Annotated in this window: 17 protein-coding genes and 1 pseudogene; 10 read left to right on the plus strand and 8 right to left on the minus strand. The window is 62.3% G+C overall.

What is annotated here, in order from left to right:
• Window positions 1–22: 22 nt before the first annotated feature.
• Both ssb and VEC01_RS02965 read right to left on the minus strand, forming a co-directional pair.
• A complete protein-coding gene (gene ssb, locus VEC01_RS02960) occupies window positions 23–523 on the minus strand; it encodes a single-stranded DNA-binding protein (RefSeq protein WP_324898589.1) in 501 nt (166 codons plus the stop codon).
• Window positions 524–573: 50 nt separating this feature from the next.
• Window positions 574–1,761, minus strand: a complete 1,188-nt coding sequence (locus tag VEC01_RS02965; RefSeq protein WP_324898711.1) for an MFS transporter — start codon at window positions 1,759–1,761, stop codon at window positions 574–576.
• 156 nt (window positions 1,762–1,917) lie between these two features.
• Between VEC01_RS02965 and uvrA the strand changes: the two genes are divergently transcribed.
• Window positions 1,918–4,770, plus strand: a complete 2,853-nt coding sequence (uvrA, locus tag VEC01_RS02970) for an excinuclease ABC subunit UvrA (RefSeq protein ID WP_324898591.1) — start codon at window positions 1,918–1,920, stop codon at window positions 4,768–4,770.
• Between the two features lie 10 nt (window positions 4,771–4,780).
• Entirely contained in the window at window positions 4,781–5,053 is a 273-nt protein-coding gene (locus VEC01_RS02975) for an acylphosphatase (protein ID WP_324898593.1), read from the plus strand.
• Between the two features lie 30 nt (window positions 5,054–5,083).
• Here VEC01_RS02975 and VEC01_RS02980 read toward each other — a convergent pair whose 3' ends face one another.
• Window positions 5,084–5,992: an AEC family transporter gene (locus tag VEC01_RS02980; RefSeq protein ID WP_324898595.1), complete on the minus strand. Its 909-nt coding sequence runs from the start codon at window positions 5,990–5,992 to the stop codon at window positions 5,084–5,086.
• A gap of 101 nt (window positions 5,993–6,093) precedes the next feature.
• Window positions 6,094–8,079: a monovalent cation:proton antiporter-2 (CPA2) family protein gene (locus VEC01_RS02985; RefSeq protein ID WP_324898597.1), complete on the minus strand. Its 1,986-nt coding sequence runs from the start codon at window positions 8,077–8,079 to the stop codon at window positions 6,094–6,096.
• A 230-nt stretch (window positions 8,080–8,309) separates the two neighbouring features.
• Here VEC01_RS02985 and VEC01_RS02990 point away from each other — a divergent pair, with 230 nt between their 5' ends.
• The 8 genes from VEC01_RS02990 to VEC01_RS03025 all read left to right on the plus strand — a co-directional run bounded on the left by VEC01_RS02990 (window position 8,310) and on the right by VEC01_RS03025 (window position 15,019).
• Complete coding sequence (locus tag VEC01_RS02990; protein WP_324898599.1) at window positions 8,310–9,338, plus strand: KpsF/GutQ family sugar-phosphate isomerase; 1,029 nt, start codon at window positions 8,310–8,312, stop codon at window positions 9,336–9,338.
• On the plus strand, window positions 9,338–9,865 hold the full coding sequence (locus tag VEC01_RS02995) for a KdsC family phosphatase (protein WP_324898601.1): 528 nt from the start codon (window positions 9,338–9,340) through the stop codon (window positions 9,863–9,865). Before VEC01_RS02990 ends, VEC01_RS02995 begins: the two co-directional genes overlap by 1 nt.
• A 29-nt stretch (window positions 9,866–9,894) precedes the next feature.
• Window positions 9,895–10,449, plus strand: coding sequence for an LPS export ABC transporter periplasmic protein LptC (gene lptC, locus VEC01_RS03000; RefSeq protein WP_324898713.1), 555 nt, complete (start codon window positions 9,895–9,897; stop codon window positions 10,447–10,449).
• 37 nt (window positions 10,450–10,486) lie between these two features.
• On the plus strand, window positions 10,487–11,035 hold the full coding sequence (gene lptA / locus VEC01_RS03005) for a lipopolysaccharide transport periplasmic protein LptA (RefSeq protein ID WP_324898603.1): 549 nt from the start codon (window positions 10,487–10,489) through the stop codon (window positions 11,033–11,035).
• A 1-nt stretch (window position 11,036) separates the two neighbouring features.
• Window positions 11,037–11,777, plus strand: a complete 741-nt coding sequence (gene lptB / locus VEC01_RS03010; protein WP_324898605.1) for an LPS export ABC transporter ATP-binding protein — start codon at window positions 11,037–11,039, stop codon at window positions 11,775–11,777.
• Window positions 11,778–11,795: 18 nt separating this feature from the next.
• Entirely contained in the window at window positions 11,796–13,286 is a 1,491-nt protein-coding gene (locus tag VEC01_RS03015) for an RNA polymerase factor sigma-54 (protein ID WP_324898607.1), read from the plus strand.
• Window positions 13,287–13,426: 140 nt separating this feature from the next.
• Window positions 13,427–13,774, plus strand: coding sequence for a ribosome hibernation-promoting factor, HPF/YfiA family (gene hpf, locus VEC01_RS03020; protein ID WP_324898609.1), 348 nt, complete (start codon window positions 13,427–13,429; stop codon window positions 13,772–13,774).
• Window positions 13,775–13,927: 153 nt separating this feature from the next.
• Window positions 13,928–15,019: an enoyl-CoA hydratase/isomerase family protein gene (locus VEC01_RS03025; RefSeq protein ID WP_324898610.1), complete on the plus strand. Its 1,092-nt coding sequence runs from the start codon at window positions 13,928–13,930 to the stop codon at window positions 15,017–15,019.
• Window positions 15,020–15,048: 29 nt separating this feature from the next.
• On the opposite strand, the gene VEC01_RS03030 is transcribed toward VEC01_RS03025, so the two are convergent.
• From VEC01_RS03030 to pilQ, 4 genes and pseudogenes are all read right to left on the minus strand, one after another.
• The gene (locus tag VEC01_RS03030; protein ID WP_324898612.1) at window positions 15,049–16,194 is read right to left on the minus strand and encodes a deoxyguanosinetriphosphate triphosphohydrolase; all 1,146 of its coding nucleotides are present in this window, start codon (window positions 16,192–16,194) and stop codon (window positions 15,049–15,051) included.
• A 2-nt stretch (window positions 16,195–16,196) separates the two neighbouring features.
• Window positions 16,197–17,854, minus strand: a pseudogene (aroKB, locus tag VEC01_RS03035) (bifunctional shikimate kinase/3-dehydroquinate synthase AroKB).
• Entirely contained in the window at window positions 17,851–19,791 is a 1,941-nt protein-coding gene (locus VEC01_RS03040) for an Ig-like domain-containing protein (protein ID WP_324898614.1), read from the minus strand. The pseudogene aroKB and the gene VEC01_RS03040 overlap by 4 nt, the downstream one beginning before the upstream one ends.
• A gap of 38 nt (window positions 19,792–19,829) precedes the next feature.
• Window positions 19,830–21,956, minus strand: coding sequence for a type IV pilus secretin PilQ (pilQ, locus tag VEC01_RS03045; RefSeq protein WP_324898616.1), 2,127 nt, complete (start codon window positions 21,954–21,956; stop codon window positions 19,830–19,832).
• Window positions 21,957–21,968: the final 12 nt, after the last annotated feature.

Genomic DNA, 21,968 nt, shown 5'->3' on the forward strand with positions numbered 1-21,968 from the left:
GTGGAGGAAAAACTCCAATCGGTCAGAACGGGATGTCGTCGTCCATGTCGCTGAAGTTCGGCGCCGGACGAGACGCTCCGCGGGACGCGCCGCCTCCGCCGCCTGCGTTTTGCCGCGGCGCGGGAGCACTGCCGTAGTCGTCGTCCATCGGCGCGCCACCGCCACCGCCGCCACCACCACCCATGCCCTGGCGGCTGCCCAGCATTTGCATGGTATCGGCAATGATTTCAGTCGTGTAACGCTCGACGCCGTCCTTGTCGGTCCATTTGCGTGTTTGCAGGCGACCTTCGACGTAGACCTGGGAACCTTTCTTCAGATACTGGCCGGCGATTTCCGCCAGCTTGCGGTAGAAGGTGATGCGATGCCACTCGGTCAGCTCCTTCTTTTCGCCGGTATTTTTGTCTTTCCAGCTTTCGGTGGTCGCAACCGCGATATTGGTGACTGCGTCACCGTTCGGCATGTAGCGCGTTTCCGGGTCGCGCCCCAGGTTGCCGACGATGATGACCTTGTTGACCGATGCCATAAATTTCTCCTAAAGCTGAAAGTAAGTCGTGTTGCGAATCCTTGTTCCGATCAGGCGGGGACGCCGCGCCGGGGAACCTTCTTCATATTCGCGGCAATTATAATCCAGGCAACAGTCAGCGCCGCACCCAGCGCGAACACCGAAGGTGGGCCCAGGTGCTGCTGCAACCATCCGCCAATGACGCCGCCGCAAAACAGCCCGAGTGCCTGCAGGGTGTTGTACACGCCAAGCGCAGAACCTTTGGCGGCAGGCGGCGCAATACGCGACACCAGCGAAGGCTGACATGCCTCGAGTATGTTGAACGAAATGAAAAACGCAAACAGCAGCGCGACCAGGACGGACCAGTGCAGGCTCTCCGGGCGCGACAGGAATCCCCACAGCCCCAGCTGAACGAGAAGCATCAAGCCGATCGCGCCGACGAACACCTGCTTCATCATCCCGCGTTTCTCGCCCACCAGCAAGGGCGGCATCATCACGGCAAACGACACCAGCACTACCGGCAGGTAGACCTGCCAGTGCGATGCCAGCGGCAGGCCGGCGTATTGGACCAGCGCCGACGGCACTGCCACGAACATCGCCATCTGCGTCAGGTGCAGCGCGAACACGCCAAAATTGAGCCGCATCAGTTCGCGGTTGCCGAGCACCTGGGAAAAAGGCACGTTCCTGATCGGCGCCTTCGGGGGCGCCGGCGGCACAATATAGATCACCACCAGAATGGCCAGGGTGGAAAGGATGCCGGTCAGGGCGAACAGCCCGCCCATGCCGATCAGGCGGTACATCAGCGGCGCGGCCACGAGGGAGACCGCAAAGGTCAGACCGATGGAGCCGCCGACCATGGCCATCGCCTTGGTACGGTGCTCCTCGCGCGTGGTGTCGGCGATAAAGGCCGTCACCGCCGCCGAAATCGCCCCCGCTCCCTGCACCGCGCGTCCGATTGTCACCCAGACCAGATCGGTTGCCAGCGCGGCGATGAACGATCCGAGCGCAAACAGAACCAGACCGATGATGATCACCGGCTTGCGCCCGTATTTGTCTGATGCGGCGCCAAAAGGAATCTGTCCGAACGATTGCGTCAGTCCGTAGATGCCCATTGCCAGGCCGACCAGGAATGCGTTTTCGCCGCCAGGCAATGATTTTGCATGAACGGCAAACACGGGCAGGATCAGGAACATGCCAAGCATGCGCAACGCAAAAATCGACGCGAGCGATGCGCTCGCGCGGATTTCCGTCGGGGACATGCGCGTGCTGATTTCGTCGGATGGAATAGATGACATCAGGCTGGAAACGGAGTGAAACCGGCGGATACGACACGCCTCAAAACCCGCTATAGTATCAGGTTGACCCGTATAAAGCCCACCGGCCTCACGCCGCCGGGCGCAAGTTGAAAGTAGTTCATGGAAGAAATAAGAATTCGTGGTGCGCGCACGCACAACCTGAAGAATATCAATCTGGAATTACCCCGAAATCAGTTGATCGTCATCACCGGGTTGTCCGGATCCGGAAAATCCTCGCTTGCCTTCGATACGCTGTATGCAGAAGGCCAGCGCCGCTACGTCGAGTCGCTGTCAGCGTACGCACGTCAGTTCCTGCAGCTGATGGAAAAGCCGGACGTGGACCTGATCGAAGGCCTGTCGCCGGCGATCTCCATCGAGCAGAAGGCGACCTCGCACAATCCGCGCTCGACTGTAGGCACGGTGACCGAGATCCACGACTACCTGCGCCTGCTGTATGCGCGCGTGGGCACGCCCTACTGCCCCGACCATCCGGAAAATCCGCTGGCGGCGCAATCGGTGTCGCAGATGGTGGACGCGGTACTGGCAATGCCGGAGGATACCAAGCTGATGATCCTGGCGCCGGTGGTGGCCAACCGAAAGGGCGAACATGTCGATCTGTTCGAGGAAATGCAGGCGCAGGGCTTTGTGCGCTTCCGCATCCAGAGCGGCACGCACGCGGCACGCATCTACGAAGTGGACGACCTGCCGAAGCTGAAGAAAACGGAGAAGCACACCATCGACGTCGTCGTCGACCGCCTGAAGATCCGGGCGGATGTGAAGCAGCGCCTGGCGGAAAGCTTCGAGACCGCGCTGCGCCTTGCCGAGGGCCGCGCCATCGCACTCGAGATGGACAACGGCAAGGAGCACCTGTTCTCCAACAAGTTCGCCTGCCCGACCTGCGGCTACGCGCTGCAGGAACTCGAACCGCGCCTGTTCTCGTTCAACAATCCGATGGGCGCCTGCCCGGAATGCGACGGCCTCGGGCACATCGAATTCTTCGACCCCAGGCGCATCGTCGCCTTCCCCAATTTGTCGCTCGCTTCCGGCGCGATCAAGGGCTGGGACCGGCGCAACCAGTTCTATTTCCAGATGCTGTCGAACATCGCGACGCATTACGGTTTCGACATCGACCAGCCCTTCGAGCAACTGCCGGACGCGGCGCAGCACGCAGTGCTGTACGGATCCGGACGCCAGACCATCCCGTTCACCTATATCAACGAGCGCGGCCGGGCAGTGGTGCGCGAACACACCTTCGAAGGCGTGGTGAACAACCTGCAGCGCCGCTACCGGGAAACCGATTCCATGGCGGTCAAGGAAGAACTCGCGAAATTCATCAACCAGAAGGAATGCCCGACCTGCAAGGGCGCACGGCTGCGGGTCGAAGCACGCTATGTGAAGGTCGGCACCGGCAAGCAGGAGCGCTCGATCCACGAAGTGGCGGTCACGCCGCTGCGCGAGACGCTGGAGTTTTTCGAAAAGCTGAAGCTGACCGGCGCGAAGAGGGAAATCGCCGACCGCATCATCAAGGAAATCGTGTCGCGCCTGAAATTCCTGAACAACGTCGGCCTCGACTATCTGTCGCTGGAGCGCAGCGCGGACACGCTGTCCGGTGGCGAGGCGCAGCGCATCCGCCTCGCATCGCAGATCGGCTCCGGCCTGACCGGGGTGATGTATGTGCTCGACGAACCTTCGATCGGCCTGCACCAGCGCGACAACGACCGCCTGATCAATACGCTCAAGCACCTGCGCGACATCGGTAACAGCGTGCTGGTGGTGGAACACGACGAAGACGCGATCCGCTGCGCCGATTTCATCGTCGACATGGGCATTGGCGCCGGCGTGCATGGCGGCGAGGTGATCGCCAAGGGGCCGCTGGGCGACATCCTGAAAAACAAGAAATCACTGACCGCAAAATACCTGAACGGCACGCTCGCGATCCATGTGCCGAAGAAACGCACACCTGCCGATCCGGAGCGGCAGCTGGTGATCACCGGCGCGTCCGGCAACAACCTGAAGAACGTCCGGCTCGACCTGCCGGTCGGCCTGTTGACCTGCGTCACCGGCGTGTCCGGGTCGGGCAAGTCGACCCTCGTCAACGACACGCTGTACCATGCCGCCGCGCGCCACCTGTACGGCTCGCAGACGGAACCGGCGACGTATGAGTCGATCAGCGGCCTGGAGCATTTCGACAAGGTGATTTCGGTCGACCAGGCGCCGATCGGCCGCACGCCCCGCTCCAACCCGGCGACCTATACCGGCGTGTTTACGCCGATCCGCGACCTGTTTTCCGAAGTGCCGACGGCGAAGGAACGCGGCTACAGTGCCGGCCGCTTCTCGTTCAACGTGAAAGGCGGGCGCTGCGAAGCCTGTCAGGGCGACGGCGTGCTCAAGGTCGAGATGCACTTCCTGCCCGACGTGTACGTGCCCTGCGACGTCTGCCACGGCAAGCGCTACAACCGCGAAACGCTCGAAGTCCAGTACAAGGGCAAGAACATCCATGAAGTGCTGGAGATGACCGTCGAGGAAGCGCACGAATTCTTCAAGCCGGTGCCGGTCGTCGCGCGCAAGCTGCAGACCCTGCTCGATGTCGGTCTCGGCTATATCCGGCTCGGCCAGAGCGCGACCACCCTGTCCGGCGGCGAAGCGCAGCGGGTGAAGCTGTCGCTCGAACTGTCCAAGCGGGACACCGGGCGCACGCTCTACATCCTGGACGAACCGACCACCGGCCTGCACTTCCACGACATCGACCTGTTGCTGAAGGTGATCCACCGGCTGCGCGACCAGGGCAACACCGTGGTGATCATCGAGCACAACCTGGATGTGATCAAGACGGCCGACTGGATCGTCGACCTCGGGCCGGAAGGCGGCGCCGGCGGCGGCATGATCGTTGCGACCGGCGCGCCGGAAGATGTGGCGAAGAATCCGGCGAGCGTGACCGGAAAGTACCTGGCGCCGATGCTCAAGAAAAAGTAAGGGAGGCGCGATGGCGACGCATTTGCGGATCGAAGGCCTGGTGCAGGGTGTCGGCTATCGCGCGGCGTTCGAGGCGCAGGCGCGCGCATTGCAGCTGTCGGGCTGGGTGCGCAACCGGCGCGACGGGTCGGTGGAAGCAATGGTCAGCGGCGAAGCGGCCGCAATCGAGAAGATTGTCGCCTGGTCGCGCCGCGGCCCCTCCTCGGCCCGCGTCACGCGGGTAGCCGTGCAGGAAAGCGCCGAGCCGGCTGGCAGCGGTTTCGAGGTAAGGGCGACGGCCTAGGCTGCGTTACAAGCGTAGCAAGCGGACCTCCTAGCGCGGCAAGCCCATCCACAAGCCGAGCGGCACGAAGGCCAGCGCCGCGAGATTCCCCAGCAGCACAATGGACGCGACCTTGTCCGGCTCCTGCTTGTATTGCTCCGCAACCATGAAGCAGAACACGGCCGGCGGCAGCGATGCGAACAGGTACATCTGGCCGCGCTGCATCTCGGTGAGCGTCAGCATGCCGTCGAGCATCCAGGCAACCGCGAGCCCGCCCAGCGGGCAGACAAGGGCGCCGACGAGGCCGATATGCCAGCTCTTGAAATTGACGTCGAGCATGCGCACGCCGAGTGCGAACAGCATGATCGGGATGCAGGCATCGCCCAGCATCTTCAGCGCCTGCATCAGCGGTGCCGGCAGCACGATGTGGAAGATCGCGAACACCATGCCGACTATCATGGCCAGCATCATTGGGCTCATCAGGAATTTCCACATCGGCGTGTGAACATTGCGCCCGCTCTCGATGATCTTGATGCCGACCGAGAAGTAGATCAGGTTGCACGCCATGAACAGCGCGACAGCGGCGGGCAGGCCGGCGGTGCCGAAAGCGAGCACGGCGAGCGGCAGCCCCATGTTGCCGCAATTGTTGTACATCATCGGCGGGATGAAGGTGCGCATGTCGTAACCGAACAGCCGCGCGACGGGCCACGCGACCAGGCCCGATCCGAGCGAAATCAGCACGCCGGCCAGGATTAGCATGCCGTTGTGGACAAGATCGAAATCCTTTGCAGCGAGCGCGGTGAAGACCAGCAGCGGACACAGCACGTCCATGCTTACGCGGTTGACTGAGAGCATGTCCGACTTCACCCGTTCGCCCCGCAGCCGCGCATATCCGTACCCTACTGCAATGATCAGGAAGACCGGCAGGATAATGCCGAGGATGCGCTCAAACACTTGCATGTCGAATTCTTTCGGAGAGGCGGGACTATCCGGCATTGTAGCGAGATATGCGGCGCCGCGTTTTCCATGCGGCAAAAGAATGGCGGCGCTGCCCGGCGCGGTTACTGCAGCAGTTGTGCTTCGGCCCGCGCAACGCCTTCCGTGGTGCCGCGCAACACAAGGATGTCGCCCGCCTGCAGGACCAGTTCGTGCGACAGTTCCATGCGGGTCTTTCCTCTCCGCACGATCGTGACTTCCGCGCCCGCATCGGCCAGTTTCAGCGCTCCGAGAGAGTGGCCGATCGCCTTTGCATCCTCCGGCAGCGTTACCGAATGCAGGCGCACGTGCAGGTGTTCGGCATCCTCCGGCGCGTCGCTGGCGCCATGGAAATAGCCGCGCAGCGATGCATAGCGTTCGTCGCGCGCCGCCTGTACCCGGTGCACCACGCGGCGCAGCGGCACGCCGAGCATGACCAGCGCATGCGAAGCGAGCATCAGGCTGCCTTCGATCGCTTCCGGCACCACTTCCGCGGCGCCGGCCTCGCGCAGCTTGTCGAGGTCGCTGTCGTCGTGGCTGCGCACGATGACCGGCAGCGACGGCGCCAGCTCGTGCGCGAAATGCAGCACCTTGAGCGCCGACGGCGTGCTGGCATAGGTGACCACCAAAGCCGCGGCGCGGTGGATACCGGCGGCAACCAGGCTTTCGCGGCGCGCCGCATCGCCGTACGACACACTGGCGCCGGCAGCCTGCGCCTCGCGCACCCGGTCCGGGTCGAGATCAAGCGCATGATAGGGAATTCCCTCTTCCTCCAGCAGCTTGGCCAGGCTCTGGCCGGTGCGGCCGAAACCGGCAATCAGCACATGCTTCTGCGTGGTCATGGTGCGCGTTGCGATCTGCGTCAGCGCCAGCGACTGCATCATCCATTCATTGGACGAAAGCTTCATTACGATCGCATCGGACTTGGCGATGATGAACGGCGCCGCCAGCATGGACAGCACCATGGATGCCAGGATCAGCTGGATCAGCAACGGGTCCATCAGCTGCAAACCGCCCGCCTGGTTCAGCAGCACGAAGCCGAATTCGCCCGCCTGCGCCAGCCCGAGGCCGGTGCGCAGCGCGACGCCGGTCGAGGCGCCGGTGAGCCTGGCCAGCGCGGCGATCAAGGCGAATTTCAGCAGCACCGGCGCGGTCAGCAGCAACAGCACCAGCCACCAGTTGGCGAGCACCAGCCGGATATTGAGCAGCATGCCGACGGTCACGAAAAACAGGCCGAGCAGCACGTCGCGGAAGGGCTTGATGTCTTCTTCCACCTGGTGCTTGTATTCCGTCTCCGAGATCAGCATGCCTGCGACAAAGGCGCCAAGTGCCAGCGACAGGCCCGCCCGGTCGGTGATCCAGGCGGCGCCGAGCGTGATCAGCAGCAGGTTGAGCATGAACAGCTCCTGCGAGCGGCGCTTGACCACGACATGGAACCAGGTGCGCATCAAACGCTGCCCGATCACCAGCAACAGCACCAGCACGATTCCGGCCTTCATCATCGCCAGCGCAAGCGTAGCCATCAGGTCGCCGCTGTTCTTGGCGAGGGCCGGGACAAGGATCAGCAGCGGCACCACCGCCAGATCCTGGAACAGCAGGATGCCGAAGATCTGCCGGCCATGCGGGCTGTCGAGCTCCAGCCTTTCGGTCAGCATCTTGGAGACAATGGCAGTGGACGACATTGCCAGCGCACCGCCGAGCGCGAACGCGGCGCGCCAGCTGATGTCGACCAGTTGCGGCAGGAAATGCGCCATCAGCCAGCCGAACGCCATGGTGGCGCCGATCGTCAGCAGTACCTGGGCCATACCGAGGCCGAACACCGTGCGCCGCATCGACACCAGCTTGGGAAGCGAAAATTCGAGGCCGATCGAGAACATCAGGAACACCACGCCGAATTCGGCGAGGATGTGCGTGGTTTCGCTCTGTTCGGCCATGCCGAGCCCATACGGTCCGATCACGATGCCCACGACCAGGTAGCCCAGCATCGGCGGCAGGTGCATCATGCGGAAGGCGACCACGCCGAGGACGGCGCTGCCGAGCAGGATGAGGGTCAGTTCGAGAGCTGAAAACATGGACTTTCTGAAACAGGGTCAAATTCGGTACGCGGAAGCACGCCCACATTCCCTGGAGAAAACCGCGGCAGGGCAGTATCCGCCCCCGCGCGGCATTCTTGTGCGCCAGCATTAACTCTTTGGAAATGAAGGACTTACGATACGAGCGCTACCGTTGAGAGGCATCAAGAGCCAACTTTTTGTTGTAACTGGCAGATTTTTTGCTTTCGTAATTCGTTTATACTTCCGGCATGAGTGTAACCGATGCAAAAACCCTGCCGAAAGCCTTTGATGCAAAAAATGCACGGCGCGCGCTGGAGCTGGCCCGCGAAACCTTGCAGATCGAGGCCAATGCGCTGCTCGCGCTGAAAGACCGGCTGTCCGATGCGCCGGAAGACAGCTTCGCCCGGGCGGTAGCCCTGCTGCTGCAGTGCAGTGGGCGGGTGGTTGTCTCCGGCATCGGCAAGTCCGGGCACATTGCGCGCAAGATTGCCGCCACCCTGGCATCCACCGGCACGCCCGCGCTGTTCGTGCACGCCGCCGAAGCGCTTCACGGCGATCTCGGCATGATCACCGAGAACGATGCCGTGATCGCCATCTCGTACTCCGGCGAGGCGGCCGAATTCGTCGCCATCATCCCCATCATCAAGCGCATGGGCGCCAAGCTGATTGCTATCACAGGCAATCCCGCTTCGCGCCTGGCGCAGCATGCCGACATCCATCTCGACGCGCACGTCGACAAGGAAGCCTGTCCGCTGAATCTCGCTCCGACCGCGAGCACCACCGCCACCCTCGCGCTTGGCGACGCGCTGGCCGTGGCGCTGCTCGATGCCCGCGGATTTCGCGAGGAGGATTTCGCGCGCTCGCATCCGGGTGGCGCGCTCGGCCGCAGACTGCTCACGCATGTGCGTGATGTGATGCGCAGCGGCGACGCGGTGCCCTCGGTCAAGCCCGGCCTCCCCCTGCACCGGGCACTGCTCGAGATTACGAAAAAAGGCATGGCGATGACAGCGGTGGTTGATGACGACAACCGGGTCATCGGCATCTTTACGGACGGCGACCTGCGCCGGCTGATCGAGAACATGCAGGATTTCAGCAAGCTGAGCATGGCAGACGTGATGCATGCGAATCCGCGCACGGTGCAGCCGGACCAATTGGCGGTCGAAGCGGTCGACCTGATGGAACAATTCCGCATCAACCAGCTCCTGGTCGCCGACGACGACGGCAAGCTGGTCGGCGCCCTCCATATTCACGACCTGACCCATGCCAAGGTGATCTGATGCGAGACGATGCTGTCGCCCGGGCCGCCGCCGTGCGGCTGATGATCTTCGATGTCGACGGCATCCTGACCGACGGCAGCCTGCACTACGGCCCGGCCGGCGAAGTGATCAAGACCTTCAATGTGCTCGACGGCCACGGGATCAAGCTGCTGCAGCAGTCCGGCGTGGCGACGGCGATCATCAGCGCGCGCAAGTCGGAAATCGTTGCCAGGCGCGCCGCCGACCTCGGCATCCGCCATGTGCATCAGGGCGTGCATGACAAGCGCGTGGCGTTCGAACAATTGCTGGCCGAAACCGGCACCGCCGCCGATGACTGCGGCTTCGTCGGCGACGACGTGATCGACCTGCCCATCCTGATGCGGGTGAAGTTCGCGGCCAGCGTTCCTAACGCGCATCCGGAGGTCAAGTCGCGGGTGCACTACGTCACCGCGGCCGGTGGCGGCCGCGGCGCCGCGCGTGAGCTGTGCGACTTCATCCTGCGCGCGCAGGGCAGCTACGACGCGGCAATCGCGCCCTACCTGGAGTGAAGATGCGAGCCGGGCGCTTACGCTTTTTCATGACGCTCGCGCCGATGGTCGTGCTGGCGCTCGCGAGCTTCTGGGTCTATGAAGTAATGCGGCGCGCCAGCAACGACGTGATCCCCACACCGGAACGCAGCGAGCCGGATTTTTTTGTCGAGAATTTCAGCTACGTGAAAATGTCGAAGACCGGCGCGGCCCAGTATCACGTCGCGGGTGAAAAGATGAGCCACAACCCGCTGGACGATTCGTACGATATCGAACGCCCGGTTTTGCGCAACGTGACCAACATGCAGGCGCCGACGACGATCCGCGCGCAACGCGCGAAAGTAAACAGCGACAACAGCGAGGTCCACCTGTACGACAACGTGCATATGGACAAGCCGGGGTCGGCCGATTCGGAACCGGTCCAGATGCGTTCGGAATACATGCTGGTGCTGCCCGACGACGATGTGATGAAAACCGACAAGCCGGTCGAAATCACCGTCGGAAACTCAGTGCTGACGGGCACCGGCATGTTTGCAAACAATGCGACGCGCGAGTTCAGATTGACAAGCAATGTCCATGGCACGTATCAAGCCCCGAAACGTTAATCCGGTATACCTTGGTGCATCACTTTCGAGATCTTTCATGAAACATTTCTTCTTGTTGCTGTTGTTGCTCAATGCGCTCGTTGCAGGCCAGGCGTACGCAGAGAAAGCCGACTCCGACAAGCCGACCAATGTCGAAGCCGACCAGATGGCTTACGACGACGTCAAGCAGATCAATACGTTTACCGGCAACGTGATCCTGACGCGCGGCACCCTGATCATGCGCGCGCACAAGCTGGTCGTGTCGCAGGACCCGCAGGGCTACCAGTTTGCGACGCTGCTCGCACCCGCCGGCGGGCTGGCCACGTTCCGGCAGAAGCGGGACGGCGCGCCCAACCAGTGGATAGAAGGACAGGCGGAACGCATCGAATACGACGGCAAGACCGAAATCGTGAAATTGTTCTCGAAGGCAAAGATGCGCCGGCTTGAAGGCAGCAAGCCGACCGACGAGGTTGAAGGCGAGTTCATTTCCTATGACAGCCGTGCCGAGTTCTTCACGGTCAACAACACGCCGACCGGGGAGAACAAGCCGGGCGGCGGACGCATCAAGGCGGTCATCCAGCCGCGCTCCGAAGCGAAGGGCAAATAAGATGGCGAGCACATTGGTCGTGAACGGTTTGCAGAAGAGCTACGGCACGCGCCAGGTGGTGCGCGACGTCTCGCTGCAGGTCGGCAGCGGCGAAGTCGTCGGCCTGCTCGGGCCGAACGGCGCCGGCAAGACGACCTCGTTCTACATGATCGTCGGCCTGGTGCCGTCGGACGCAGGCGAAATCGACCTGAACGGGGCGGCGATCTCGCGCCTGCCGATCCATCGCCGTGCTTCGCTCGGCCTGTCTTACCTGCCGCAGGAAGCGTCGGTATTCCGCAAGCTCAGCGTGGAGGACAACATTCGGGCGGTGCTCGAGCTGCAGCGCGTCAACGACAAGCCGCTGGGCAAGGTGGAAATTGATAAGCGCCTGAATACTTTGCTGGCGGAATTGCAGATCGAGCGACTGCGTGAGAACCAGGCGATGTCGCTGTCAGGCGGCGAACGCCGGCGCGTGGAGATTGCGCGCGCGCTTGCCACCAACCCGCGTTTCGTGCTGCTCGACGAACCGTTTGCCGGCGTCGACCCGATCGCGGTCATCGAGATCCAGCGCATCGTGCGCTTCCTCAAGGAACGCGGCATTGGCGTGCTGATTACGGACCACAACGTGCGCGAAACCCTTGGCATCTGCGATCGCGCCTATATCATTAACCAGGGGTCGGTGCTGGCCAGCGGGCGGCCGGACGACATTATCGCGAATGAGTCGGTGCGGCGCGTGTACTTGGGTGAACACTTCCGGATGTAGGGAAGAGAACCAGATAGCATGAAACAGACACTCCAACTTCGTATATCGCAACATCTGGCGCTGACGCCCCAGTTGCAGCAATCGATTCGCCTGCTGCAGCTGTCGACGCTCGAGCTGCACCAGGAGCTGGAACAGATCCTTTCGGATAATCCGCTGCTGGAAAGGGTCGACGATCCGCTCGACCACTCGGTGCGGCTGCTGGCTGACGGCGCAATCACTCCGGTAAACGGCGCAAACGGCAGCTCTTCCGAAGCCCCCGGCGCCGACGCCTCCGCCGCTTCCCCGCCTGACGGGGGCGAGGGCGGGTTCGAGGGTGGCGACGCCGGCGAGGGAGCGGCAACGGGTGACAGCGACTGGAGTTTCGACGACGTCGCGCGCACTTCGAAGGCGCCGGAAGACGACGACGCCAGGCCGCAGCTCGAAGCGCATGAAACCACGCTGCGCGAGCACCTGCTGGAACAGATGCGCGTGACAGTGCGCGAACAGCGCGATCGCGCGCTGGTCGAGCTGATCATCGACGCACTCAACGACAACGGCTACCTCGAGGAACCGCTGGAAGACATCCATGCGCGGCTTCCGGAAGAGCTCGGTATCGAACTGGAAGAGCTGGCGATCGCGTTGAAGCTGGTGCAAAGCTTCGAACCGGCAGGCGTGGGTGCGCGCAACGCGTCCGAATGCCTGTCGATCCAGATCCGGCGGTTTCCGAAGATCCCGCTGGTGACGCGCCGGCGCGCGCTGGAGATCGTCGAAAACCATCTCGCCCTGTTCGCGCAGCGCGACTTCAACAAGCTGAAGAAGGCGCTCGATTGCGACGAGGAAGACCTGCGCGAAGCGCAGCAGGTGATCCGCAGCTGCAACCCGCACCCGGGCGCGCTGTTCGCATCCGACACCTCGGACTATGTGGTGCCGGACGTGATCGTCAAGAAGAGCAAGAACGGCTGGCAGGTCGTGCTGAACCATGACGTGATGCCGCGGCTTCGGGTGAACGCGCTGTACGCGAATATCCTCAAGCAAAGCAAGGGTGAGGGGTCGCTTACTTCGCAGCTGCAGGAAGCCAAATGGCTGATCAAGAACATGCGGCAGCGCTTCGATACGATCCTGCGGGTTGCCCAGGCGATTGTTGACCGTCAAAGGAATTTCTTCTCCCATGGCGCGGTGGCGATGCGCCCTCTTGTCTTGCGCGAAATTGCTGATACACTGGGCCTACACGAGAGTACTATTTCCCGTGTAACAACTCAGAAATACATGCTCACGCCCCACGGCATGTTCGAGTTGAAGTACTTCTTCGGCAGCCACGTCGCCACGGAAGCAGGGGGCGAAGCTTCATCGACGGCGATCCGCGCGCTGATCAAACAATTGATAGGAGCAGAAGACCCCAAGAATCCATTCTCTGACAGCAAAATCGCGGATATGCTGGGGGAACAAGGCATGGTCGTGGCGCGGCGTACGGTCGCGAAATACCGCGAGGCCCTGAAAATCCCTCCCGTCAATCTGCGTAAATCCCTGTAGTTTCCCTGTAGTTAACGTTGTAGTGTTGTTGCTGTGTTCCGGCGTAGCCACGCTACACGGATGTGGCTGGACCTGGCGCCAGCAGATCGGCCACAACCGCCGCCAAGAACCTCCAGCGACGCCATCCAAAGGAGCGCTGTATGAATCTCACCATCAGTGGACATCACCTCGAACTGACACCGGCCATCCGCGAATACGTGGAAACCAAGCTGGAACGCGTCATCCGCCATTTCGACCATGTCATTGATATTGCAGTCATCCTGGGCGTTGAAAAGCCCTCCGAAAAGGACAAGCGACAGCGGGCCGAAGTCAACCTGCGACTGCGAGGGAGCGTGATCCACGTGGAGAGTTTTGCAGAAGATCTGTACGCAGCGATCGATACGCTGGTCGACAAGCTGGACCGCCAGGTCCTGAAGTACAAGACGAAGATGCAGGACCACCAGCATGACGCCATCAAGCGCATGCCGGACATGACCGCGGCGGCATAGCCGCCACCCTCGCCGCATGGCGAACGCAGGAAGGGCGCAAGGATGCGCCCTTTTTTGTTGGTCGGCGGCGACCCGGAATGTCGGCCGCGCGACTGCCCGCTTCCCGCAATGCCGATACAATATGGCGGTTTCCGGCTCCCTCCTTTTTGCGCCATGACTGAATTCGTTCAAACCTGCGTCAAGAACAAGATCGGCTTCATCACCCTCGATCGCCCGAAGGCCCTGAATTCGCTGTCACTCGACATGGTCCGCGCGCTGACCGCCGCCCTGCTCGACTGGCGCCGTGATGCCGAGGTGCGCGCCGTAGTGATACGCAGCAGCAGCGAACGCGCGTTCTGCGCGGGCGGCGACATCCGCTTTTTCTACGATGCGGGCCGTGCCACACCACAGGGCGGCAGTGCATTGCTCGAGGATTTCTTCACCGAAGAGTACGCGCTGAATCACCTCATCCACTTCTACCCCAAACCCTACATTGCCGTCATGGACGGCATCGTGATGGGCGGCGGCATGGGCGTGGCGCAGGGCGGCGCGGCAAACCGCATGCGCATCGTCACCGAGCGCACGAAGATGGCAATGCCGGAGGTGAACATCGGTCTGTTCCCGGATGTCGGCGGCGGCTATTTCCTGTCGCGCGCCCCGGGCCAGCTCGGCGCCTATCTCGGCGTCACCGGCGACATCATCGGCGCCGCCGATGCGATCTACGCCGGCCTTGCCGACGTGTTCGTGCCGGCCTCGGAATTGCCGGCGCTGTTCGCGTTGCTCGAATCGTCTGCCGCGCCCAACCTGTCCGAAGCGATCCGGGCATTCTCCGAGCCTTTCCGCGCGCAGGCGGATCCGGCACGCAGCCTGCTCGCATCCGAGCATGCAGCCATCGACCGGCACTTCGGCCACCACGACGTGCGCGCGATTGCCGCTTCGCTGCAGCAGGACGCAAGCGAGTTCGCGCAAAAGACGCTGGCGACGATGAACAAGCGTTCGCCGCTGATGATGTGCGTGACGCTGTCGCAGCTGCGCCGCAGTGCGTCGATCAGCGTCGCTGACTGCCTGCGCATGGAGCGTACGATGGTGCGCCGCAGCTTCGAAAATGGCGAGGTGCTGGAGGGAATCCGTTCCGTCGTGATCGACAAGGACAATGCGCCGAACTGGTCGCCGGCAACCCTGGACGAGGTGACCGTGGAAATGGTGAACCGTTTCTTCGAGCCGGCATGGCCGGCGCATGCGCATCCGCTGCGCGATCTGGCCTGACGCGTCGGGAGTGCGGGTCGCGACGCGCCTCAGATTTCCTCTACCGTAAACAGCCGGCGATGCTCGCGCATCGCATAACGGTCGGTCATGCCGGCGATATAGTCGGCCACCTTGCGTGCCTGCCTGTGCACGCTTCCTTCCGTTGACGCCGCCACCTGGTAGTCCGGAGGCAGCAGCCGCGGTTCGAGCATGAATGCCTCGAACAGCTCCCTGATGATGCGCCGCGCCTTGCTGGTCATGCGATTGACCTGGTAGTGCTGGTAGAGGTTTTGCCGCAGGAATCGCTTGAGCTGTGCCGCTTCCCGGTTCATCTCGTCAGAAAAGGTGATCAGAGGCGGCGCTTCGCGCACGTCGTCAAACGACTCCAGTTTTGCCGCATCGATGCGGGCCCGGGAGGCGGTGATCAGGTCGACGATCAGGGCATTGATCATGCGCCGTATCGTTTCATGGATCGCGCGCCGCCCGCTAATGCCCGGGTAGTTGCGCGCCACCTCCGTTCGGTGGCGCGCATAGAAATCGACCTCATCAAGCTGCGCCATCGTCAAGAGACCGGAACGCAGGCCGTCGTCGATGTCGTGGTTGTTGTAGGCGATCTCGTCGGCGAGGTTGGCCAGCTGGGCTTCTAGAGTGGGCTGCTTCCTGTCGAGAAAACGCTGGCCGACATCGCCGAGCTTGCGCGCGTTCGCCACCGAACAGTGCTTGAGGATGCCCTCGCGCGTCTCGAACATCAGGTTCAAGCCGTCGAAGGCGCCGTAATGCTCCTCCAGTTCGTCGACCACGCGCAGGCTTTGCAGGTTGTGCTCGAACCCACCGTAGTCCTTCATGCAATCGTTCAGCGCTTCCTGCCCGGCATGCCCGAAGGGGGTGTGCCCGAGGTCGTGCGCCAGCGATATCGCCTCGACCAGGTCTTCATTGAGCCGCAGGTTGCGCGCGATCGAGCGCGCTATCTGCGCAACCTCGATGCTGTGGGTGAGCCGCGTGCGGAACAGGTCGCCCTCGTGATTGACGAACACCTGCGTCTTGTACTCGAGGCGGCGAAAGGCGGTGGAATGGATGATGCGGTCGCGGTCGCGCTGGAATTCCGTGCGCGATGCCGGCGCGGGTTCGGCGAAACGCCTCCCCCGCGATGCCGTGGAGCGCGCGGCATAAGGGGCGAGGTTGGTTTCGAATTCCATGGCTACCGGATGCAGGCTTCCAGCGTAGCCAGCAACGCATCCTGCGGCACCGGCATGATGACCGAGGCACCAAGAGGCTTGAGCAGGATGAACTTGATCTGGCCGCCCTCGTTTTTCTTGTCGACCTCCATCAGGTCGAGCCAGCAGTCGCGCCCCAGGTCGGGTGCCACGACAGGCAGGCGCGCCGCTTTCACCAGTGACTTCATCCGCTCGCTGGTGGCGGCGCCGATGAAACCAAGGCGATACGACAGGTCTGCCGCCATCACCATGCCGCAGCCCACGGCTTCACCGTGCAGCCATTCGCCATAACCCAGCCCGGCCTCGATCGCGTGGCCGAAGGTGTGGCCGAAATTGAGGATGGCGCGCAACCCGCCTTCGCGCTCGTCCTGGCGCACGACATCCGCCTTGATTTCGCATGAGCGCTGGATGGCGTACGCGAGCGCGGCAGGATCGCGCGCCAGCAACTGGTTGATGTTCGCTTCGATCCAGTCGAAGAACGCCGGGTCGATGATGGCCCCGTGCTTGATGACCTCCGCCAGGCCGGCGGACAGCTCGCGGTCGGGAAGGGTATCGAGGGTCGTCGTGTCCGCGATCACCGCCTGCGGCTGATAAAACGCGCCGATCATGTTCTTGCCGAGCGGATGATTGATCCCGGTCTTGCCGCCGACCGAGGAATCGACCTGCGACAGCAGCGTGGTCGGCACCTGGATGAAGGGCACGCCGCGCATGTAGCTGGCGGCGGCGAAACCGGTCAAATCGCCGATCACGCCGCCGCCCAGCGCGATCATGGTTGTCTTGCGGTCGCATTTTTCGGCCAGCAGCGTGTCGAAGACCTGCATCAGGCTCGCCCAGTTCTTTTCTTCCTCGCCGTCCGGCAGCACGACAGTGGTCACCTGCTTGCCGGCAGCCTGCAGCAACGCCTTCAGCTTGTCGAGATAGAGCGGGCCGACAGTCGTATTCGTGACGATCGCCGCGCGCCTGCCGGTGACATGCCGTGCAACCAACTCCGGCTCGGCCAGCAGGGATTGCCCGATGAAAATAGGATAGCTGCGATCACCCAGGTCGACGTGCAAGGTGAGCGCGGAAGTCGGCTTGTTCATGAAGTTCAGGAAGTCTGGTTCGGCTTGTCGTTTCCCTGCACCCCTTTCTGGTGCATTTCAATCTGGGAAATGATCATGGTTACCAGAGATTGTACGTTAGGACGGCCGGTTTCGATGACAAAATCGGCAACTTCCAGGTACAGGGGCTCGCGCTCACGCGCCAGCTGCTCGAGCCGCAGGCGCGGATCCGCGGTCTGCAGCAGCGGCCGGTTCTTGTCGTGGCTGGTGCGCTGGAGAATGCTGTTGACGCTCGCGCGCAGGTAGATCACGGTGCCCCGGGTTTTCAGGCATTCGCGGTTTTCCGGACGCAGGATGGCGCCGCCGCCGGTGGCCAGCACGATATCGGATTGCGATGTCAAATCGCGGATCACGTCCGATTCGCGCTGGCGAAACCCGGCTTCGCCTTCGATTTCAAAAATCAAAGGAATCGAGGCGCCGGTACGCGCCTCGATCTCATGGTCCGAATCAATGAACCGTTTGTTGAGCTTCCTGGCCAGGGCGCGGCCGACCGTGGTCTTGCCGGCGCCCATGAGGCCAACCAGAAAAATGTTTGAAGTCAATTTGCGACACTGCAACCATTTACACCGTAGGGACTGGTTGATCCGGGCGGAATTACCTTGTCGCTCGTCAGATCTTCTGCCAGCACAGGCAGCCAGTATACCGGGGTCTGGTAGACCGACTCCGTTCCCGACACGCTTCCGGCCGTGATCGTCATCTTCACTTCCGTCCAGTTTCCACGATCGCGAGGGTAAAGGATGGAAATTTTCGCCGTCCCCGTGGCGTCCGTCGTGACGCTCGGACTGACATTGAGCGGAATACCGGGATCCAGCCGTGCATTCGAGTTTGCATCCTCACCCGGGTCCAGGACGCCGTCCTGGTTCACGTCCTCGTTGGCGCACATGGCGACGATATCCTGCTTCCACATCTTGTCCGTCACACTGTACGCATATTCCCCCTTGGCGTAGCGCGTCGGTATCACGTTGGCGACGACTGCGACGTTAGGCACCGGATTGCCGGAAGCGTCAGTGACAAAGACCGTATAGTCCTGCTGATAGGTCGTATCGGTTGGCGTACTCAATTTGTTGCCCGTGCCGGCACTGATGAACAAAGACTTCTTTGCCACCGTAAGCTTGGTGGTCGCCGTAATTGACGTGCCCTGGATACGCGCCTGTACCACGACGCCATCCTTCGGCGTGTCCGCGGTGCCTGCGGTGAATACAACCGAGGCGGAGCCATTGCTCTCCGTGGTGACTACCGACGGGTTGGACAGCGAGCCGCCGCTCTTGTCGCTGATCAGCGAAAACTCGACAACCGCGCCTTTCACCAGGTTGTTGAAGCTCGACCCGTCGCGCACGACCGCGGTCAGCGTGCTCTTCTCGCTCTGCCCGGAACCGGAATTTACGCCGATCGTGGAGGGCTCAGCTTGTACGCTGATGGTCGCCGAGGCGGTCAGCGGCGCGATGAATTCGATGCTGGTCTGCGCGGACGGACCATTCGAAATGGATGCGGTAATCGTTGCAAAACCGGCGTTATCCGACTTCAGGTAGACGTCTTGCGACTTGCCGTTGGAAATCGCTGCACTGCCGGACGACAGCACCGTCGTGCAGCCGGCGTCGGAGTAGATCCGTCCGCGCGATGTGGCTATATTCACTGTGCCGTTTTGCGGAACGCCGCCAACCTCATAGGTCGAGGAAATCTTCTGGCAGCCGGTCGAGGTGGCCGCCGTCTTTACCGTGCTGCCAGCACCTTCGACATCCACGGTGAGCTTCGCCGCATTGACGTTCATCGTCCAGGAGCTGCTCACGCCCTGGGCCGCCACCAGGATCGTGTCGCTGCCGGATTGTGTCGCCGTCACGGCAAGCACTACCTGGCCAGCCGAATTCGTCAGCGGCGCGCTCGACGATCCGCCGTTGGATGTCTTTACCGCGATCGCGTTGCCTCTCTGCGAAGAGAAGCTGACCGGCACGTTCGCGACAGCCACGTTCGACGAATCCTTCACCGTGATCGTCAGGTCGCCGCTGCCGCCCGCCGTCACCGTGTTCGGCCCGGTCACCGCGATCGTGGTGCCGACCACGTCCACGGTTCCGGTGGCGGTCTTGCCGCCCGCCTGCACCGTCACCGTGATCCTGCGGTTGGTTCGGTCACCGCCGGTACTCAGCGTTGCCTTCGCCTGGCCGTTCTTGTCGGACTTGGTATCCGTCACCGCAAGCGCGCCGGAGGTAGCGGAAAAGGTGACTGGAATATCCGCAACCGCCGCATTGTTGCCATCCCTGACCAGTGCAGTTACCGTCACTTCGCTTCCGGAAGTGCCGGCGGACTTGAGTTCGGAGCTGCTGAAAATCAGGGACACGTTGCCCACCCCGGTGCCGGAGGTACCCGACACCTTTCCCGGCGAGCCGCCGCCGCCGCCGCAGGCCGCCAGCGCGAAGATTAATATCGTGCCCAGCACGTAGCGGACGATATCCTGGAAGGTGTTCCTCGTTACCCCTGATGTCATAAGTCTACCCTTACGTTATTTGAGTTTTCAGTTTCTTGTTATCGCGTCGTCACACGGTCGGCGACGATTTTCGGCGTGATGAAGATTAACAGCTCCGTCTTGTCATTGGTACGTCCGGTCGACTTGAACAGATGTCCAACGACAGGAATATCACCGAAAACCGGCACCTTGGTCACAGCGTCGCGCTCCACCTGCTGAAAGATACCGCCGAGCACAACCGTGCCGCCGTTCTCGACCAGCACCTGGGTCTTCACATGCTTGGTATCGATCGCAAAGCCTGCCCGCGTTTCAATACCGACGCTGTCCTTGTTCACGTCGACATCCAGGATGATGTTCCCGTCCGGCGTAATCTGCGGCGTCACCTCGAGCTTCAAGTTGGCCTTGCGGAAGGAGATCGACGTCGCGCCGCTCGAGGTCGCGGTCAGGTACGGCAGCTCCGTGCCCTGCTCGATGAGCGCCTTGAGCTGGTCGGCGGTCACCACCCGCGGACTGGAGATGATCTTGCCCTTGCCGTCCGCTTCGAGCGCGGACAATTCGAGGTTCAGGAAACGGTTGGCGGCAGCAGAAAACAGGCTGATAGCGAGGCTGCCGGGCGTTGCGCCGTTGATGCCCTGCGCCGGCAGGTTCACGAACTGGCTGTTGTTGTAACCCGCGCCCTGCTCCTCGACCTGTCCGGTCTGCTCGCCCACGCCGGTCAGATTGCCGGTCAGGGCGACCCGGGTATTGCTGCCGCGCGCCACCTGGAACCCGGTATCGCCGCCGCGGATCGTGCGCAGGTCGGCAAATCCGAGCTTCGCCCCGAGGTTCTTGCTGAACTTGTCATCCGCCTCGACGATGCGCGCCTCGATCAGCACCTGCTTGGATGCGATGTCGGTCTTCTGCACCAGCCTGCGGATCTCCTCGATCTTGGAGGCGATATCGGTGACGAACAGCTGGTTCGTCCGCGGATCGATGACCGCGCTGCCGCGCTTGGACAAGATGCTCTTCTTGCCCTCGGAGCTGTCGAGGCCGAAAACCTGCCGGAACGACTCGGCCTTCTGGTAGTTCAACTGGAAGGTTTCCGTCTTCAGCGGTTCCAGCTCCGCGATCTGCGCCTTCTGCTCCAGCTCGAGCTTTTCCTTGGTGAGCAGCTCATCCTTCGGCGCAATCCACAGCACCGAGCCGTTCTTGCGCATGTCCAGGCCTTTCGCCTGCATCACGATGTCGAGCGCCTGGTCCCACGGCACATCCTTCAGGCGCAGCGTGACGTTGCCTGACACGGTGTCGCTGGTGATGATGTTCAGGCCGGTAAAGTCGGCGATCACCTGCAGCACCGCGCGCACTTCGACATTCTGGAAATTGAGGGACAGGCGCTCGCCGCGGTAACCCTGGGTGCCCTGCACCAGCTTGTTCGGATCTTCCTTGATCGGCTTGACTTCAACCACCAGCTGCGTGTCGCTCTGATAGGCGCTATGCTCCCACAAGCCCTTCGGCTCGATCACCATGCGCACGTTTTCGCCTTGCGGGGAAGTGGTGATGGTGTGGACCGGCGTGCCGAAATCAGCGACATCCAGGCGCCTGCGCAGCACCTCCGGCAATCCGGTCTTGAGGAAGTCGACTACGATGGACTGGCCCTGCTGGCGCACGTCCACAGCCACCTGGTTGCTCGGCAAATCGACGACGACGCGGCCTTCGCCAAGCGTGCCGCGCCGGAAGTCGATGTCCCTCAGCATCTGCTTGCCGGCGGGCGCAGCCTTTTGCGCAACCGGCACACCGGAGGAGTTGACGGCGGTTGCCAGCCCGCCGGAACCGTCGATGGTGACCACGACGGTATCGCCTTCGATCACCGTCGCATAGTTCAGCGGACGCAGCAGGTTGAATACCAGGCGCGAACGGTCGCCGGCCTGCACCACGTTCACGCTGCGCACATCGCCCAGGCCGATGTCCTGCGATACCTTGCCGGTGCCGTTCGCGGTGTTCGCGAAGTCGAGCGCGATGCGCGATGGATTGGTGATGGAAAAGCCGATTGGCGGCTTGGTCAGCGGGTTCTTCAGCTTGACCTTGACGATTACGTTGGCGCCCTGCTGATTGGCGTTGATCGACTCGATCGCGTTTTCCTGCGCGTACGCGACGCAGCAGACGAAAGCGACACAGGCGACAGCAATCCGTTGCAGTGCTTTGCGCATTCCCTCGCCAAA

Source organism: Noviherbaspirillum sp. (genome assembly GCF_035627455.1).
In the GTDB taxonomy this organism is placed as follows: domain Bacteria; phylum Pseudomonadota; class Gammaproteobacteria; order Burkholderiales; family Burkholderiaceae_D; genus Noviherbaspirillum.